Raw genomic sequence first — 18,352 nt, forward strand, 5'->3', positions numbered from 1 at the left:
TTTCTCTGAGGGCAAAACAATAAAGTTACTGTTTCTTTAACTTTTTTCCTGCTGTTCGAGAGCCGTTGTTACTACATGTTCTTCGGAAGTTACGTACTTACTTTCTCAAGCGATTGGTCGATCATTCTCCGGCGTCGAAAGTTAAGCCAAAACGCCATGCTTCGTGCCGGGTGTTGGCTTGTTGTGACTTTCCACGGTCCGATCCTTTGAAAAAGACAGGTACTCAACAATGTTCAAGAAGTTTGCAATCGCCGTTCCGATGACCCTGCTGGCCCTGAGCTCTTCGGTAGCGTTCGCTGCGGAAGAATCGCGCACGTCCATCAATATCAGCGCCACCATTCCAAGCAAGGTTTTCCACGCTCAGCCGCGGGATCCGAACTTCGGTAAAGACGAGAAAATGGGCTATGTGTTGGGCTCCGGTACATTGACTCCGATCCGTGCGACTTATGATGTACAACACACCAACGGTTCGGTCGGCGCCTACGTCGAAGGCGGCCCGCAGCCATTGTCCAACGGCATCAACACCATCGCATTGAGTTACATGTTCAATGGCACAACCCTGACCGGCGTGTCGCAGGAAGTGGTCGGTGACTCCGAGTCCAACGGCGGCATGCAAGCTGACCTGGTGATTGCCGCTGCCAAACCAACCGACACCCAGAATGGCCTGTACACCGCCAATCCAGTGGTGATCTTCGATGCCATTCCTCGCATTCCGTAATACCGTTATTAACTAAGGTTCATCCTTAATTCATAACACTTACCGATCGGCGGGCAAGTTTTGCCTGTCGATCGGGTTTCAACGAATTTATCTTCAGAGTATTTCGTTCATGTTCCCGATGACGCCCATCGCGACGGCGCTTGCCCTATGTTTTTGTGCAACTGCCCTGGCCGCGCCCACGGAAAACGGCCATACACCTCGAAGTCTGTTGGCGCAGGCCAAGGGGTTGCCGACCGAATTCGAAGAGCATTTCTTTGATGTGCCACTGGCGGTGCGCGTGGAACTTGACCAACAGTTTCTCGGTGAGGCGATGGTCGTGTTGACCCGCGACGATCGCATCACCCTCGTTGACTTCGCCGATGTCAGCGACAGCATGATCAAGCCCAGTGAACGCGACATCTGGGCCAACTATCTGAAACAAGGGGTGGCGCTCGGCGGCTGCCAGGCCAATTGCCCCGAGCAACTGCTGGCCGTGCACTACAGCCTTGAAAACTCACTGGTGTCGATCCTCACCCAAAACGCTGAGCGCGACGATCAGGTACAGCGTTATTACAACCTGCCTGAAGGCGGCAGCACCGGGTTGATCGTGCGCAATCAGCTGAACCTCAACGGCGGGCAGAACCAGGACCTGGGCGGGCGCTACGGCCTGGAAGCCAGCAGCAGCCTGGGCAACTGGACCCAGGCCGTCAATCTGCAACTGTCTCGACTGGGCGGTCTGGATAACAAGCTGTATCACGCGGTGCATGAGCTCTTTACCCAGCGCGAGCTGGAGGGCAATTTTCTGCGCCTGGGCTATTTCACACCGACGTCCGAAGGCCTGACCCGTCAGCCGCGTGCCTTCGGCGCGAGCCCCGACACCGCATTGGGCGTCATGTACGGCAGCTCCGACAGCCTGGCCATCAACAACCCGAAACCGGCGGTCTATCCGATTTACATCACCGCCAATCGACAGGGTTCGGTGGAGATCTACCGCGACGGTTTGCTGATCAACACCCAGGCGGTGCCTGCCGGGTTGCAGACCCTCGATACGCGTCCGCTGCCCGGCGGTATTTATGAAGTGGAAGTGCGTCTGATCGAAGACGGCCAAATCACCTCCAGCACCCTAGAGCTGGTCTACAAACCCAACAACTGGCGTAACCATGACGAGCGCTGGCGCTATAACCTGTTCGCCGGCCGCGAATCGAAATTGCTCAGCAACTGGGAAGAGCAGGCCGAGGGCGACATGACGGCGGGGGCCGCGTTCAACTTCCTGCTGCACCCGCGAGTCATCCTGGGCTTGTCGGGTCGACAGGTGCGCGACGCTCTGCAGTACGGCACGTCGGTCGATTGGGCAATCGTCAACAACGCCAGCGTCTATGCCAACGTCTACAAAACCGAGGACTACGGTACCGGCTTCGACGTGCAAGGGCTTTATTCCTATGGCAGCGGCAGCATCGTCGCCAGCCATAACCGTAGCTGGCTCGATACCACCCGGCTGTACGACACGCTGCCCGATGGCACGCGGGTACGTCAGCGCAATGTATTTATTGGCCAGACCAGCAACTCTTCCCTGTCGATAAATCATCGACTCAACAGCAAAAGCTCGGTCAATGCCCGGGTGTCCCACAGCGAAGGCAACACCAACGGGACGGGTGTGGATCTGGGCTGGACCCAGCGCACCCAACTGTTTGGCAGTGACGCCAATTGGCGCCTGTCGCTGTTTGATCGACCGGGCAGCGTGAGTTCGGGAGACGACCGCAATCGGGGTATCGATTTGAGTGTCAACATCGCGTTGGGTGGCCCCGGTGAACAGCTTTCCGGCAGCATAGGCACTCGCACCGACCGTGATGGCGGGCGCGATAACAACGCTTCGATCACCTACCGCAAAACCCTTCAGGACCATCTGCTGCAAAGCGTCTCCGCCACGGCCATCACCGACACCTACGGCATCGGGTTGAATGCCATGGCGACCATGAGTTCTGACCTTGTCAACGGCGACGGCTTCATCCAGCGCTCGTCCTTCAACAACGACCTTACCGGGGGCTTGAACCTCGACAGCACCGTGGCCGTCGGCGGGCAAAAAATGGTCATGACCAGCCAATATCACCGCAACGGTGCCGGCATGATCATCGACGTGGAGTCGGACATCGAGGACATCGCCTTGCGCGCCGATGATTTGAGCGGCGGCAGCGCGGTGCTCAAGCCCGGGCGCAATTTCGTGCCGATCACCGCGTACAAAAGCAGCTCGGTCAGTTTCGATTTCGAGGGCAACCACGTTCCCGCCGCCACCATCCAACCGGCCCGTTCCAGCTATCACCTGAACAAGGGCGGTGTGGAATATCGCCAGGTGAAAGTGATGAAAACCCTGACCGTCCTCGGTCGCCTGATCGACCCGCAGGGCAATCCGCTTAAAGGCCACCACATCATCAACCACGCCAGCCGTGGGGTGAGCGAAGTGGACGGCTTCTTCTCCATGGAAATGAATGCGGGTTCACCGACCCTGGAAGTGCGCCACGGCAGCCAATTGCTGTGCCAGTTCCGCCTGGACCCGAACAATGGGCGTACCGAAAACAACGTGCTGATGATCGGCGATTTGCGTTGCACGCCGGATACGTTGGCCGATGCGACTTTCATGGCTCCAACCGCGGGTTAACCCCCCGGGAAAACTTGATTAATTAACGAGGTAGGGACGATGAAACGTCTTTTGGCATTTGTGGGTTTTTGTTTGTTTTCCCAAGCTGTTCATGCCGGACCGAGCATCAATATCGGCACCGTTTACGATTATCTGGACGGTGATAAAAGCACCTATCTGAAGCGTGTATTCAATGGCGGCGACAGCACTGCATTCGTCAAGGTCAACATTCTCGAAATTCTCTACGACGCCGACGGCAAGTCGCAGGAAGTGCCGCTCAAATCCAACACCGACGGCAAGTCCCGCGATGGTTTGATGGCAAGTCCCGCGCGACTGATCGTGCCTGCCAATGGCATGCAGGGCACTCGTCTGCTGTTCATGGGCGAGCGCGACAGGGAGCGTTATTTCCGGGTGCGATTCGTACCCGTGGTGCCGGAGAAGGAGGACGAATTCGCGGTGTCCGGCGAAGAGCGGGAAGACTACAAAAAATCCCTGTCGGCCGGGGTTACCGTGCTGGCGGGTTACGGCGCGGTGTTTTTCGTACGGCCAAAGGAAACACGCTTCGACAGTGCGATTGAAAACGGCGCAGGCATGTATCGGATTCGCAACAACGGCAACAGCGTGGTGGTGATCGATGAGTTCAAGGATTGTTCGGTTAAAAACGAGCAGGACTGCCAGCCCACGACCAAGCATCACATTCTGGCGGGGCGCACTTTTGAGTTCGAAAAACAGGCCGGTCGCGAATATCGCTTCACCCTGGTTGAAGGTGAACGCAGCAAAAAACTGGACGTGAAGGGATAACCCATGAGCAGGAAGCTGACCCAGGTCTTTTTGTCGGTTGTCGCGATGTGGACGAGCGCTGATGTCTTCGCCGCCCGGGAAGAGCACACCTTCGAAGTGTTCGTGACGATTCCGACCCAGGTGTTCTATGTCATTCCATCGGACCCTGGCTGGATCCATCGCGAACAGCAACTGCCCTGGAACTTGACGTCGTCGACACTGGGTGGCTTGCGCAAGTACTTCGACGTGAAGAACGAAGCAGGCTCGATCGAGGCGCGGCTGGAAGGTCGGCCGTATCTGTCCAACGGCACCGACGCCCATGACATTGGCTTGCGGGTGCTGTTCAACGGCAAACAGTTGAGCGAGCACGAGAGCAGCGAAGTGGTGTCCCTGGCCGAGGCCGCGCCTGGTAAACGCGTGGTGCTGGAAATCCTCCCGATGCCGCCTGCCGATGGGGTTTACAAGCCCGGCAGTTACTTTGGCAGCGTCAACATGATCTTCAACGCGGTGATGCCGGGTACTTGATACCGATTCTGTGAGGCCTAAAGAGATGATTCGTTTTCAAGCATTACAACAATGTGCAGGTGTAATGGCCTTGCTCCTGGGATCGCTATCTTCGGTATGGGCCCAGGAGGTACAGATTCAAGCCTCGTTCAAACCGGACTCGGCGAATCCGCAACGCAATAAATTCCACAATGACACGCCACCCAGTGGTTATTGCGCCAGTTATCCTCAGCAATGCATCGACAACGAAATGTTCAGTCTCAGGGTGCCGATCCAATTCGAATCCATCGCGCCGATCACCGCCCATCACGAGGATCCACGCAAGGGTGCGTTGATAAAAGCGCCAGCGCAGTGGCGAGATCTGACGGTTTTCCACGAATCCACCGGCGAAGCGGAAACCGTTAAGGTGCGCATTGCGGGTATAGGATCCAGATATGTGACCGAAGACGTGATCAGTCTGGTAGGTGGAGGCGACGATTATCGGCTTGCCCACGGTCAACTGTGGGGGCAGAGCTGGGTTTACGCACCGTCTCCCTGTCTTTACAGCGGCGTGGGTTTGTACACGTCGAATACCTATGGTTTTTTCTGGAAAACCCCAACCGAAGGCTCGTGCCATAAACAGGCTAAATTCAATGTGCCTTGGCTGCGATATAGCTATCTCGATTTTGCCTATGAACTGGTGACCCCTAACCCGTTAGGTATGTCCTCGGGCAAATATGCTGGCAATCTGACCTACAGCGTTGGCCCTGGGGCGGATTTCGACATGGGCGACATCATGCTGCCCAGCAGTACTTCATTGAAGTTGAATTTCGCTTTGGACGTACAGCACACCCTCAAGGTCGAGGTGCCTCCTGGTGGAAACCGTGTTGAACTGGTCCCGCAGGGCGGCTGGCAATCCTGGCTGACGCAAGGGCGAAAACCGACGCGCCTGTTCCGCGACCAGACCTTCAACATTTCCGCCAGTTCACGTTTCAAAATGCAGTTGCAGTGTCAGTACGTCCAAGGCAATACCTGCTCGCTGAATGAACCGTTGTCCGGTCACTTTGTGCCGCTGAACGTCGGCGTAAGTCTGCCCCATGGTTTGATGGACGCGGACGGTCAACCTGTCAATCGTCGGCCACTAAGCCTGGATGGCAGTGGCACGCAGTTGTTCATGCCAGGGATTTATGTGGATCGCAAACCGGGAACGCTGCATTTCGAAATACCCGCCAGTGAAGTGGCAGAAATGCTTCGCCCCGGACAACAACGACAGTATTCGGGACGCGTGACAGTGGTGTGGGATTCAGAAGTTTAGTGTCTTGCGCCAATGCAGTGAAAAGGAGTGCAGCAATCATGGAAATGCTCAGGAAAATCATCCCGCTGAGCGGCTTGGGTTTGGCGGGGGCGTTCATGCAGACCGCGCTCGCCAGCACCGTTGAAATGACCGCGGTATTTCGTCCCGATCCGGCGAAACCGATGCAAAACACCTTTATCAATACGACCCCTCAGGGCGGGTATTGCGGAGATCACCCCGAGTACTGCGAGGAGGGTGTTTTCAGCATTTTGTTGCCCGTTCGCTTCCGGGCGGCGGCAGATATACCGGCGCTGCATGAGCAGCGTCGGGGCGCGATGTTCCGGGTTCCTTCATCCTGGCGAGACGTCACGGTGGTGCACGACGATACCGGTGAGTCCGAGACGCTCAGGATGCGCGTGAACGGTATCGGTGCCGCTTACACGATCAAGACGCCTCTACCCACAGGGGTCTGGCAAAGTACCTGGGTCAACGCGCCTCCTCCCTGCAGATATGGCGGGGTGGGTTATGGCACTGCCTTGTACTATGCGTTCTTTTGGCGAGTGCCGGCCAATGCGGAGGTGTGTGCCAAGCAGGCACAAAAAGACATTACCCAGGACTACCAGTTCGCTTATGAAAACACGGGGTTCAGCTACGAGCTGGCCACGCCCAACCCGCTCAAAATGTCGGCAGGCACCTATCGCGGCGTGCTGAACTACACCGTCGGGCCGCATCAGGATTTCGACATGGGCGATGTCATGTTGCCTGACGACGATCTGATCACCCTCAATTTCACTTTAAGCGTTGAACATACGTTGAAAGTCGAGATCCCGCCCGGTGGAAGCAGCGTTGAACTGGTGCCGCAGGGTGGCTGGCAAGCCTGGCTGACCCAGGGGCGTAAACCGACCCGGCTGTTTCGCGATCAGACGTTCAACATCTCGTCGTCGAGCCGCTTCAAAATGCACCTGGAGTGCGGAGAGGGCGGGTCGACGCATTGCTTGATCCGCGACCCTGTTTCCAGTCGCGTTGCCCAGGTACAACTGAGTGTCAGCCTGCCCAATGGCTTGACGGACGTCAGCGGCCAACCGGTCAACCGTCGACCGCTGCGCATAGGCCAGGTGAATGCGCAGGAGTTCAGGCCCGGTTTCTACGTTGATCGCGCGCCAGGCACCCTGCATTTCGAGATTGCACCGAATTATGTGGATTACATGATCCAGCCCGGGGTGTCGTCCAGTTATTCCGGAAACATCACCGTGATATGGGACTCCGAAGTGGGATAACAGTGGAAGACGCCCTGAAGGCGTGATCGCCTTCAGGGATGGGGCTGATTATCCGGCGTTCTGCAGTGCCGCTCGGGTCAACCGACGGCTCAGCTGTTTTTCCTCGTAGCCGATGTCGTTGAGCAAACCGCCATAGACCTCGTCCGTCATTTCCTCGCCGGTGAGCACAAGGCTTTCCGGGACGTTGAGTTGACTGGCAAGGTCGAGTAACCGCTGCTTGAGCGCGCGTCGTTGCACAATCAACTGCTCTTTGGAACCGGCCCAGGCGCGTTGGGCCTCGCGCAGTTCATCCAGCAGGTCGGTCCTGTGTTCATACATCCGGGCATTGCGCCGGAACTCCGCGGGATAGGTGTCACGCAGGTATTTCTCCCAGTACGGCTGTTCGATCATTCCATTGACCAACCCGTCGCCGGCTTCCATCGACATTACCGTGTCGAACGCCGTGTCGAGCATTTCAGCGTTCACCCTGGCCAATTCGGGATACCGCAACAATGTCGATTGCCACGGCAAATCGAGACGTTGCGCCAGGCCGCTCTCATAGGCGAGGTACACTTCAATTTCGTCGCCGCCCGGACGTTTGGCGAAATCGGCCCGTGCAATATCTTCCACCCGCGCAAGACGGGCCGCCCCTTTTGCCAACCTGACCAACCTGCTTTCCAGCATGGCGCCCGATGTCGACAAGGCATAGGCTTCGGAGGCAAGCACCTTGATGCCCATGTGGTTGAACATCTGGGCTCCCGCATCGGCGCAGGTCGTGGGCGACGTTGCCATTTCGAACAGATCGGCGCGCAACTCGCTGTCCAGGTCGACGGCTTCGACCATTCGCCATACCCGGCTGCTCAGTTGATTACGCAATTCACCGCCGGCCCGGTAATCGGCCGAGGTGGTCTGTTTCTGGATCAAGGCGAAAAACCCTTCAGAGCCAGGCTCGGACATCAGGTCGTGCCAGGCTTCCTGGCGGAAGGTCCCCAACCCGGAGACTTCGGCACTCCACCACTCCGAGTCATCCTTCATCGGCCATTGGGCCATCGCGTCGGTGGCGGCGTCGGTATAGACCTGTGTGGGCGAGATGCCGACTGAGCGTCGATACGCCTGGAACTTGACGACATTGGCCTGCGATAGGTTCATTTCGAACAGGCGGGTCCGCGCCACGATAAACGCATCGTCAGAGCCGGGCACGACGGTGGGAATGATCCTGATCGGGTTTTCCTGCAGATCCAGAAAAAATCCTCGAGGCCGACGCTTGTTGGGCGCAAAGAGCCCGTCGGGCCACGCGGTGGCCCCCGTGTTGCTCAGACTCAGGATGCTGAGCTTGGGCATGCGTTCAACGTTTGGCAGCATCCCCAGCCTTGGGTTGTCATCGAGCCTGAGTGTTTCGATACGGGTCAGGTTTCGCAGCTGCCCGACCGACGCCGGCGTCAGCCTGATGTCGTTGTTCATCAGTCGTAGCGTGCGCAGGTAATGCATCTTGCCGATGCTGTCGGGCAGCTGCGTCAAGCCGCAACCGCGGGCGCTCAGTTGCCGCAGGTGGGGGAAGTCTTTCAACAGGCCGGAGGCTTTCTGGGAGAACGTCGTGCGGTCCAGGTTCAACGTGGTGATCTGATCGAGGTAGTGCTTGATGTCCGGCAGTTCCTTCCACCAACGCTCGAGGTCGACAGCGTCGATTTCCGTGGAAAGGTCCAGTGCATAGCCGCCATCGGAAGTGGTGCTGCGCTCGCCGAATACGGTGGGCTTTCTCCTGAAACAATCGATGAGCCGTTCGCTGATGTGCAGCCCGCCACCGCGGACGAACCCTTGGCGATCCGGGCCCCAGCTATCAGGTTGCCGATATCGCCATTTATTGAGCAGCACCTCAAGATCATGCAGTTCGCGGTCCAGTCGTGTCAGGGTCTGATGCCCTTGTTCCGGCGAGCCAAGGGATCGCACAAAGGTATCGGCTTCTCGTTCGTTGAAGTGGGGGTAGAGGTCCCGCACCCTTTCCGTGAGGGTGGCTTTGCGGGTGGACAAGCCAGGGCCGCGCAACAGCATCATGTCTTCGTGATCCGCCCGCGGACGGATCGGTGGCGCGAGGAGCACGGTGCGGCGTTCGGCAGGTGTCTGGGTCTTGACCATGACCCATTGTTTGAAAAAACGGCCCTGGCCAGGTCGATAACCCAATTGCGTCTGTTTGTTTTTCGGCAAGGCGTTGAGCACCGCTTCGAAAAAATCGGCGGCTTCCCGCAATTTGTGGTTTTGCGCGTCCCAGACTTCGAAGCAGTTCACCTCATCCCGGACCAGTATCCGGACGGTCGACGCGTCCTGCGTACCCACGCTGCAGCGCAGGGGGCCGGCATCGCTGCCTTCGCGTACTTCGATGCGTAACTCATTGAACGTGTCGGAATGAATCCTGAGCGCATTGAGCACCAGGCTTTCGGTTTCCGGCACCCACTGCGCATCGTCGTAGAACCCTTCATAGGCATGGTTTGCCCGGACCTCGAAGTCCGCTTCACGGGCGCGGATCTTGATGTTCAAAGGCAGGCGCTGCTCTTGTCCCATTCGCTTGAGGTCAGGGCTGTCGGCACGGCTCAGCAGGGTCTTCACCGCACGGGACGGCAGCTGTGCAAACTCATGGCGAACGAGCCTGATTTGCGGATCGTCCGATGCTTGTGCGCCTTGGTACAGCTGATTGACGATGTCTGGAAGCAGGCGATTGGCTTCGTCCGCCAGCCGATCGCGCAGCGCTTGCACCTGTTCGATTTTCGCCATTGGCCGGCCGAGTACCGCTTGCAATTCCGCTTCATCGAGGAAGTTGACCAGTCTTGGCGCAAACCGGTTGCTCAACAGATGCGACAGGCTGATGGACAGCGTCTGCCCGTCCGTTGCCTGGGGATTGCCGTACTGGCGAAAGGGACCGGTCGGGTCGTCGTTGTGATAAACCTTCAGCGATTTATCCGCAGGCCAGCCGTCCAGGTAGGTCGCCAGCGGTTCAAACCAGTAGGAGGACGGATCCAGCGCCAGCCCTGTGCGAATCCGTTCAATGCTGTGCCGGGCCTGGCGCTGCAGGTGCAGGCGTTCGAGGCTGTCGTCCAGTAGCGGTGGCGCAGCCGTGTTGTCGATGTACATCCGGCGCAGTGCGCCGTCGTCGGTGCCGCTGGCAATGCGCACGCGTTCGAGATCCGCGTCGGTCAAACCGTCGACGGTGTGGCCGAGACGGCGCAGCAGTTTCGGGGTACTCCATGCTCGCGGGTTTTCGCCTTCGTGAGTCCAGGCGCCGAGGCCGTTGTGTCGTAACTCGGGTGAATACGCATCGGCGCGGTGTGGATGCTTGACGTGGTAGTTGCCGGTTTGCGGGTCTTTCTGCACGGCGAAGTGTGTTTCATCCAGCGGCAGGATGTCCTGGCCCTGGTGGGTATGCAGGCCCAGTTCGTCAGGACCGGAGTCGGCCGACAGCTTCACATCCGGCAGTTCGTAAGGCCGCAGATCGGGATGCCACAGGCGTGGCTCGCCATTGGGCAGCGTGACCGGTTTCATGCCTTCGATCAGTGGCGAGAGTTTCAGACGCACGACCTTGCCAATGTTTGCCCCGGCGGCGAACGCCGCCAGTTGAATGGCATCCTCCACCACACCCACGATGTGCTCGACGGCTTCGTTCCACAGCCCCAACGTCATGTCGACGAAGCCTTCGATGACATCGTTGGCGATCTGATAGGCGGTGTAGGCCATCATCAATTCCCCCAACCCCGGCACGAACGGTGTGACGACCATCAGGGCGACGTTGAAGATGTCCGAGACTATTTTCTTGAAATTCTCCCACCAGGCCCATCGGGCATTGCGATCGGTGTCGGCGGTGGACACGGCGATGTGTCGGGCGTCATTGAGGATTTTGTTCAGCTTCTGCTCAAAGCGGTATTTCCAGAATTCGCCGCGGATCGGTACGGCGCTGAAACGAAGATTGGGTTGCTCGACCGGCACTTCCCGCCAGCTGGGCCCTGGATCCAGCGGATCTTTCTGATGCCATTTCACCTCGAACAGACGCTGCTGCAACCCGCCGAAAAAATGCCCTCGCTCCGGCTGATCGACGAACCGGCTGAAGAAATGGCGATAAGTCATTCCAGTGGACGAGATGAGCGGGTTGTCCCGCAGCTGGCGAGTCAGTTCATTCATGAAGGCGACCGTTGAAGGGTACTCTTTCAACGGATGTTCAGGGTCTTGCGGGACATACGCGAATATCGGCACGACCTCTCGCCTGTGCTCACGGTACAGGTCCGGTGTGATCAATACGATCCCGGCCAGCCGGCTGTCCAGAATGGACAGTTCAGCGAAATGCATCACCCGGCCCTTGCGGGTGAGGTTGCGCTGGCCATCGAGCATCTTCAGGATCAGGTCGCTCGCGTCGGCATCAATGTCGCCGGTCATCAGCGCTTGTTGAACGGCTGCCTTGAAGGCAGCTTTCTCGCTGTCGATGATTTTGAGTTGCAGAAAACGCCTGGCGACGGCATCGCCGGGTAGCAAGCGGTTTTCAAGGTATCGGGCATAGCGCGCGCCAATGTCCAGCTCGCGACACAGAGTCTGGAACTGGGCGATGGACATTTTGCGTTTGACCGGCAGGACGTCGAACAGACCGCGCTCATCGGGCTGGCTGATGAAGTCGGAATCCGGCTCGCAGGTTTCGCTGCGTGCGAAGTTGTGCAGGGCAGCGTTCAGCAGGGAGACGGTTCGGGTGACGACGCCGCCTGTGACGTCGATGGCATACCAGGGGCGTTCCTTGGGTAAGTAAAGATGCAAGTAAGTGGTTCTGACATCGACATCGACCCCGTACTGTTTCATCAATGCATCGGTGAGCAAGGGTTCAGCGAAGTCATCAACGTTTTGTAACTCTTCGAGAAACCGATCCACCTTGTTCTGGGCAGACCAGAGTTCAAGGTTGGCATCTTGTAACTGTGTGTGAGCAGATTGAGTGGCGGTCCTGATCCATTGTCCGGAACGGGTTTGTGTGAGGCTCAGTTCCCGCGCCCTGCGCAACGAAGCATCCTTGAATGTCGGGTGAATTCGACTCTGGATGAAAGCGTAGTGACGGCCCTTATCGTCGTCTGCCCCTCCTGGGCGGGCAGTTTTACGTCCTTGTAAATCTGACATTGTTTTTATCAGCCTTGAGCAGTTATGGAAGGCAACAGCCTATCCTTCGTCGCTCAAAGTAAAAGTCTGAATTACTGCGCGGAACACCTGTGGAGAGTGCCGAAAGCATTGGAATTTTCCATGCCGAAAATAACTATTTACCACCCGGTCAGCGGCGGGAGAGCTCCACGGGCAAACATCCGGTGCCACTCCCCGGTTGCAGATACGGCATCAGGATGGGCGCCATGCCCTTGAGCACTTGCACGGGCAACGCCGAGGTAAATTTGAAGGCTTCGGCCGAGCGCCCCGGCACGTAGGCGGTCAAGGTGCCGAAATGGCTATCGCCGATGTAAAACACGAATGTTGCTGTGCGGTTGATCGATTTCGAGCTCAGAATCCGCCCTCCCGGACCGATGGCTTCGATGCGGTTGTCGCCGGTCCCGGTTTTACCGCCCATGGCCAGCGGGGTGCCGTTGGCCAGTTTGAAACTGCCTGCCACGCGTTTGGCCGTGCCGGCATCCACCACTTGCGACAAGGCCTCGCGCATGGCGGTTGCCACCTCGGAAGGCATTACGCGTTTGCCGACGACCGGATTGTTGATCAGTTGGGTTTCATAGGGCGTACCGGCCGCGAAGTGCAGGCTGTCGATACGCAGCGTCGGCAGGCGTACACCGTCGTTGAGGATGGTGCCGATCAGCTCCGCCAGTGCGGCGGGGCGGTCGCCGGAGCTGCCGATGGCGGTGGCCAGCGAGGGCACCAGGTGATCGAACGGGTAGCCGACTTTCTGCCAGCGTTGATGAATGTCGAGGAACGCCTCGATCTCCAGCATCGTGCGGATGCGGCTGTCACGGGCGCCCTTGTGTTTGCTTTTGAACAGCCAGCTGTAAACCTCCTGGCGTTCGAATTCGCTGGCTTTGACGATCTGGCTGAACTTGGCGTCGGGGTTGTTCAGCAAGTAGCCCATCAGCCACAGATCCAGCGGGTGGACCTTGGCGATGAAGCCCTGATCCGGCAGGTCGTAGCTGCCCGGGCCGTAACTCAGGTACAGGCGTTCGAGGCGTTCGTCGGTGAGTTTTTCCGTGAGCTTGGCGCCCTTGAGGTGTGAGCGCACGAAGGTGTTGAAGCTCTCCTGGTCGGCCTGCGGGAATAGGTAGCGATGCACGGCCGCCATGCGGATCGGTGTCGGGTGCATGCTGTCGAGGAAGGTCTCGAGGCGGGTCTGGGTGTCTTTGTTCTGGTACTTCTTCCAGAACCGCAACAGGAATGCGGTGCCTTCGCGGTCGGCGAACTGGGCCAGGTATTCCTGACGCCGCGGGTCGCGGTCGTCCTTGAGCAATTCGGCGCTGCTGTTGGGGCCTGCGTAGGTGCTGTAGCGCACCAGGTCGCGCATCAGCCGGATGAACGGCAGGTTGATCGACTCACGAATGGCATCGCGCAGGGACGGCATGCGGCCGTTGTCCTCCTTGCGGAAGTTAACGAACGTGTGCAGCCCACCACCGGTGAAAAACGCCTCGCCGGGGCTGGCCGAATATTTGCGATCCAGTGCGGCGCCGAGCATTTTTGGCAGGCTGCGGTCGGTGTTCTGAATCATGTAATCGACGGCCCAGCTGCTCAGGCGATCCTGTTCGGCGACTTCGGTTTTCTTCAGTTCGGCAACGGTCATGCCTGCGTAGCGATCGTGCAATTCGGAGATGATCTGCAGGTAAGTGGTGAGCACACGCATTTTTGCGGTGGAGCCCAGTTCCAGCTTGCTGCCTTCATTGATGTCGAACGGTTGGTCGGTGCTGTCGGTCTGCACCCGTACCCGCGAGCCGTCCGGGGTCAGTTCGAACAGGGTGAAGCTGTAGCGCACCTGCGTGGTGCTGGTGGGGGTGAGCAGGCGTTCGCCGATCAGGCCGATTTCCGCTGCATAGGCTGGGTCGGCCAGATGCTTGAGGTATGCGGTGGCCTGGGTTTGCAGCTCGCCTTGCAGGGTGCTGGTGGCGGAAAGGTCGAGGCGGTCGAGGTCATACAGCGGCCGGTTGAGCAAACTGCCCAGGCGACTGCGCGCGACACTGATGCCTTTGTTGGTTTCGATCGGTTGGATGGTGGGCTGGGTCTGCCAGTCGCGGTAGGTCACTTGGCTGGCCAGTGCCGCCGCCGCGAGCGGTGCATCGATCACCCCATTTTGTGACAGTAGGCGAATATGGCTGTCGGTCAGGCTGGCCAATTCATCGCGGCCCTTGGTCAAGTAGTGCGAAGGGCGGCGTTGAGCAATCATCAGCGACAGCATTTCACGCAGGGCCAGGCCTTTTTCCGCCAGGCTTTTCTGATCGGTGTCGGTGCTGGCCAGCCGTTCGTTGGCCTTGTTGAAGTCGGCGCCGTACCACACACGCAAACCTTCGGCCATGCCATGCACTTCACCGTGGCCCGGTACCGCGGACAGCGGAACACTGTTGAGGTAATCGCGAATCACATTTTGCCGTACCTGAAGGGTTTCCGGCCCCGTCTGATAGGCCCGCACGCTGGCGGAAATCATTTGGCGGATTTTTTCCGCGCCCGACACGGTCAAGCCGTCGGGCGAGTGTCGATATTTCTCAAGCTGTGTCGCCAGCGTACTGCCGCCCGCCGATTGGCCGGGCAGGCGCAACAGCTTGGCTACCTGGGACCACGCCGCCATGCCGAACCGCGGCCAGTCCACGGCGGGGTTGGCCAGGGGCTGGTGCGGATCGAGCAGAAAGCGGTTTTCGATGAACAGCAAGCTGTTGACCACCACCGGCGGGATCGCGGCAAAGCTTGAATAGAGCTGTTGTGGATACTTGAACTGGTACAGCGGGGCCGCACGGCAATCGGTGATCGACAGCCCGGCTTGGATTTTCTCGGTATAGGGAATGAAAAAGCCCTTGTCGCTGTACTTCATCAGCGCAGGCGAAAAGCGGGTTTGCGCCGCTATGACGTAATCGCGCTTGAGCAGGCGCGGCAGAAATTCATCCAGGGAGCTGTAGCCCAGACGCTGATCGAACGGGCCTTCGCCAGGGTAGCGAATCGCGTCGCTGGGGCCGGGTTGCAGTTCGTATTTCAGCGAGGCGGCATATTTGCTGATTTCCCGGGCCTGGAACTTGGAGGTGCGCATTTCCTTGGCCGCGGCCAGGCCCAGGACAATCAGGATAATCAGCAGCAGCAACCAGAACGCCCCCCAGCCGTGCCGTGAACGACGGGGTTTTTCAGGTAAAGGCGCTTCATCCACACGTTCAGTCGGAACCACAGTGTCACTCGAATCGGTTTGCCACAAAGCGCCCATAGTCGACTGATCCATTCACGCAGATTGATCGGACTTGTTTGAAGCTTAGACGGTGGTTGGCGTTGGTGAAAAAATTGTGAACAACCAAATATCAGATGCGCACGATTACCTATGGAGAAGGGCTGTTGTGGCGAGGGAGCATACCTGTGGTGAGGGGGGCTTGCCCCCGTTGGATTGCGCAGCAGTCCCAAAAACCAGCAACACCGGATTTTTTCAGACACACCGCATGTACAGGATTCACGACTGCTGCGCAGCCGAGCGGGAGCAAGCTCCCTCGCCACAGGGTTATGGTGCTGCTGGGTTCATAGCCAACAGGCATCCCATAGTGGGTAATCGCCAATTTTATTGACCAACCCTGCGCGCAATGGATTGGCAACAATGTAACGAGCGAATGGCAGGAGTCCTTCTCCATCGCGGATTGCCCGGTCGTGGTAGCCGCTTTGCCAAAAAGCCCCTTCATTGTTTGACGCTCGGTTGATGGAGAGTGTGCTGCGAGATTTGGTGGCTTGCATGAGTTGCGCCAGGGAGTGTTGTTCGAGTTGTACCAACCAATGGAAGTGATCTGGCATGACGACCCACGCTATTGAGTTGACCCACTTCTGGTCGTGGGCCCGCTTGAGTTCGGTAACTAACAGACGTCCCAACCGCCAATCAGTGAATATTCGGCGGCGTTGGTGCACAACCGCTGTGATGAGATAGGCCCGACCCTGTTCTGAACATCGTCCATGGCGTAGCAGATGTGAATTTGGTTGTGGATGCATTCCTTGCGCCCTTTTGAAGTTCCCCCTTTGACCCTAGTCCCTATCTCCAAACCTGAATCTGCAACATTTGACTGAAATTTCCGAAAACCATGCAGGATCCAATTGGGAATAGCGCTTTTGTGGCGAGGGAGCTTGCTCCCGCTGGGCTGCGAAGCGGCCCCAATTCCGGACTTGTCTGATAAATACGATTCACCGGGTTTGCGACTGCGCGCAGTCGAGCGGAAGCAAGCTCCCTCGCCACAAGGGCGGGCGTCTGAAAGGTTTGAGCTAGACGCATCGAAGAGGTAAATGCTGCCTAGGTAGGGGCATGACGATGCACCATTGCTGTGCAATACTCCGTGCGGTTTCAGTGGCGAAAAAACCTGCATAAGCCAGGTAATACCACTCCGTTCTGCGGGAATTACCCGTTAGTTATCGCTGAATATTGTGTTTTATATAGTGAAAACACCTGTCGTTAGCTTTTTATACTGCACGCCCCGCTGATCTTGGAGGTTTTGTCCTGCAAGACGTGTCTGTCCACAAGACAGGCCCGGTTTCACCAGGCACCGGCTTATCGGTCGGCGCTTCGACACTCGGTGGTCATATCCAATAACAAGACGAGGTTGCACCCCTATGCCAGTCGGCAATCACCTGCCTCACGGCGAGACCGCTCAGGGCGGCCCGCTTAAACGCGAACTGGGCGAACGGCATATTCGCCTGATGGCACTCGGTGCCTGTATCGGCGTCGGCCTGTTCCTGGGTTCGGCCAAGGCCATCGAAATGGCCGGTCCGGCCATCATGCTCTCCTACATCATCGGCGGTCTGGCGATCCTGGTGATCATGCGCGCCCTCGGCGAGATGGCCGTGCACAATCCGGTCGCCGGCTCGTTCAGCCGTTATGCCCAGGATTATCTCGGGCCTTTGGCGGGCTTTCTGACCGGCTGGAACTACTGGTTCCTGTGGCTGGTGACCTGCGTCGCGGAAATCACCGCAGTGGCGGTGTACATGGGCGTCTGGTTCCCCGACGTGCCGCGCTGGATCTGGGCACTTGCCGCGTTGGTCAGCATGGGCTCGATCAACCTGATCGCGGTGAAAGCCTTCGGTGAGTTCGAATTCTGGTTCGCCCTGATCAAGATCGTCACCATCATTGCGATGGTGGTCGGCGGTATTGGCGTGATCGCGTTCGGCTTCGGCAACGACGGCGTCGCCCTGGGGATTTCCAATCTGTGGGCCCACGGCGGCTTCATGCCCAATGGCGTGCAAGGCGTGTTGATGTCCCTGCAAATGGTGATGTTCGCCTACCTCGGCGTCGAGATGATCGGCCTGACTGCCGGTGAAGCGAAGAACCCACAGAAGACCATCCCCAATGCGATCGGCTCGGTGTTTTGGCGGATTCTGCTGTTCTACGTCGGCGCCTTGTTCGTGATCCTGTCAATTTACCCGTGGAACGAAATCGGCACCCAGGGCAGCCCGTTCGTGATGACCTTCGAGCGTCTGGGCATCAAGACCGCCGCCGGCATCATCAACTTCGTGGTGATCACCGCGGCGTTGTCGTCCTGCAACGGCGGCATCTTCAGCACCGGGCGCATGCTCTACAGCCTGGCGCAGAACGGCCAGGCCCCGGCCGGTTTCGCCAAAACCTCGAACGGCGGTGTGCCCCGTCGTGCGTTGCTGTTGTCGATCGGCGCGTTGTTGCTGGGCGTGCTGCTCAACTACATGGTGCCTGAGAAGGTTTTCGTCTGGGTTACCGCGATAGCCACCTTCGGCGCGATCTGGACCTGGGTGATGATCCTGCTGGCCCAGCTCAAGTTCCGCAAAGGCCTGAGCGCCAGCGAACGTGCCGGCCTGAAATACCGCATGTGGCTGTACCCGGTCAGTTCGTATCTGGCGCTGGCCTTCCTGGTGCTGGTGGTCGGCCTGATGGCGTACTTCCCGGACACCCGAGTGGCGCTGTATGTGGGCCCGGCGTTCCTGGTACTGCTGACGGTGTTGTTCTACATGTTCAAGTTGCAGCCGACCAATGTGACGCAAGGCGCGGTGCGTTCGGCTTCGTAAGTTGTAACGCCAGCCATACA

The 18,352-nt window shown here is 58.3% G+C and carries 10 protein-coding genes; 7 read left to right on the forward strand and 3 right to left on the reverse strand.

Features of this window, described 5'->3' with window-relative positions; genetic code table 11:
• Positions 1 to 229 precede the first annotated feature (229 nt).
• The 6 genes from PGR6_RS05240 (at position 230) to PGR6_RS05265 (ending at position 7,163) form a co-directional block, all read left to right on the forward strand.
• Complete coding sequence (locus PGR6_RS05240; RefSeq protein WP_064616278.1) at positions 230 to 718, forward strand: CS1 type fimbrial major subunit; 489 nt, start codon at positions 230 to 232, stop codon at positions 716 to 718.
• Between the two features lie 109 nt (positions 719 to 827).
• Positions 828 to 3,350: a CS1-pili formation C-terminal domain-containing protein gene (locus PGR6_RS05245; protein ID WP_064616279.1), complete on the forward strand. Its 2,523-nt coding sequence runs from the start codon at positions 828 to 830 to the stop codon at positions 3,348 to 3,350.
• A 39-nt stretch (positions 3,351 to 3,389) separates the two neighbouring features.
• Positions 3,390 to 4,130 (forward strand): hypothetical protein, encoded by a 741-nt coding sequence (locus tag PGR6_RS05250; protein WP_064616281.1) that lies wholly within the window; start codon positions 3,390 to 3,392, stop codon positions 4,128 to 4,130.
• Between the two features lie 3 nt (positions 4,131 to 4,133).
• Entirely contained in the window at positions 4,134 to 4,634 is a 501-nt protein-coding gene (locus tag PGR6_RS05255; RefSeq protein WP_064616283.1) for a CS1 type fimbrial major subunit, read from the forward strand.
• 25 nt (positions 4,635 to 4,659) lie between these two features.
• Positions 4,660 to 5,907: a hypothetical protein gene (locus tag PGR6_RS05260; protein ID WP_064616285.1), complete on the forward strand. Its 1,248-nt coding sequence runs from the start codon at positions 4,660 to 4,662 to the stop codon at positions 5,905 to 5,907.
• Between the two features lie 38 nt (positions 5,908 to 5,945).
• On the forward strand, positions 5,946 to 7,163 hold the full coding sequence (locus PGR6_RS05265; protein ID WP_064616287.1) for a hypothetical protein: 1,218 nt from the start codon (positions 5,946 to 5,948) through the stop codon (positions 7,161 to 7,163).
• A 48-nt stretch (positions 7,164 to 7,211) separates the two neighbouring features.
• Here PGR6_RS05265 and PGR6_RS05270 read toward each other — a convergent pair whose 3' ends face one another.
• The 3 genes from PGR6_RS05270 to PGR6_RS29080 form a co-directional block, all read right to left on the reverse strand.
• Positions 7,212 to 12,164, reverse strand: coding sequence for an NEL-type E3 ubiquitin ligase domain-containing protein (locus tag PGR6_RS05270; RefSeq protein WP_335720484.1), 4,953 nt, complete (start codon positions 12,162 to 12,164; stop codon positions 7,212 to 7,214).
• A 262-nt stretch (positions 12,165 to 12,426) separates the two neighbouring features.
• Positions 12,427 to 15,537 carry a transglycosylase domain-containing protein gene (locus PGR6_RS05275; protein ID WP_064616291.1) on the reverse strand — a complete coding sequence of 1,037 codons (3,111 nt, stop codon included), beginning with the start codon at positions 15,535 to 15,537 and terminating at the stop codon, positions 12,427 to 12,429.
• Positions 15,538 to 15,839: 302 nt separating this feature from the next.
• Positions 15,840 to 16,298, reverse strand: coding sequence for an REP-associated tyrosine transposase (locus PGR6_RS29080; RefSeq protein WP_082920823.1), 459 nt, complete (start codon positions 16,296 to 16,298; stop codon positions 15,840 to 15,842).
• 612 nt (positions 16,299 to 16,910) lie between these two features.
• On the opposite strand from PGR6_RS29080, the gene PGR6_RS05280 reads away from it, so the two are divergent.
• The gene (locus tag PGR6_RS05280) at positions 16,911 to 18,332 is read left to right on the forward strand and encodes an amino acid permease (RefSeq protein WP_064616292.1); all 1,422 of its coding nucleotides are present in this window, start codon (positions 16,911 to 16,913) and stop codon (positions 18,330 to 18,332) included.
• Positions 18,333 to 18,352: the final 20 nt, after the last annotated feature.

This window comes from Pseudomonas sp. GR 6-02 (assembly GCF_001655615.1).
In the GTDB taxonomy this organism is placed as follows: domain Bacteria; phylum Pseudomonadota; class Gammaproteobacteria; order Pseudomonadales; family Pseudomonadaceae; genus Aquipseudomonas.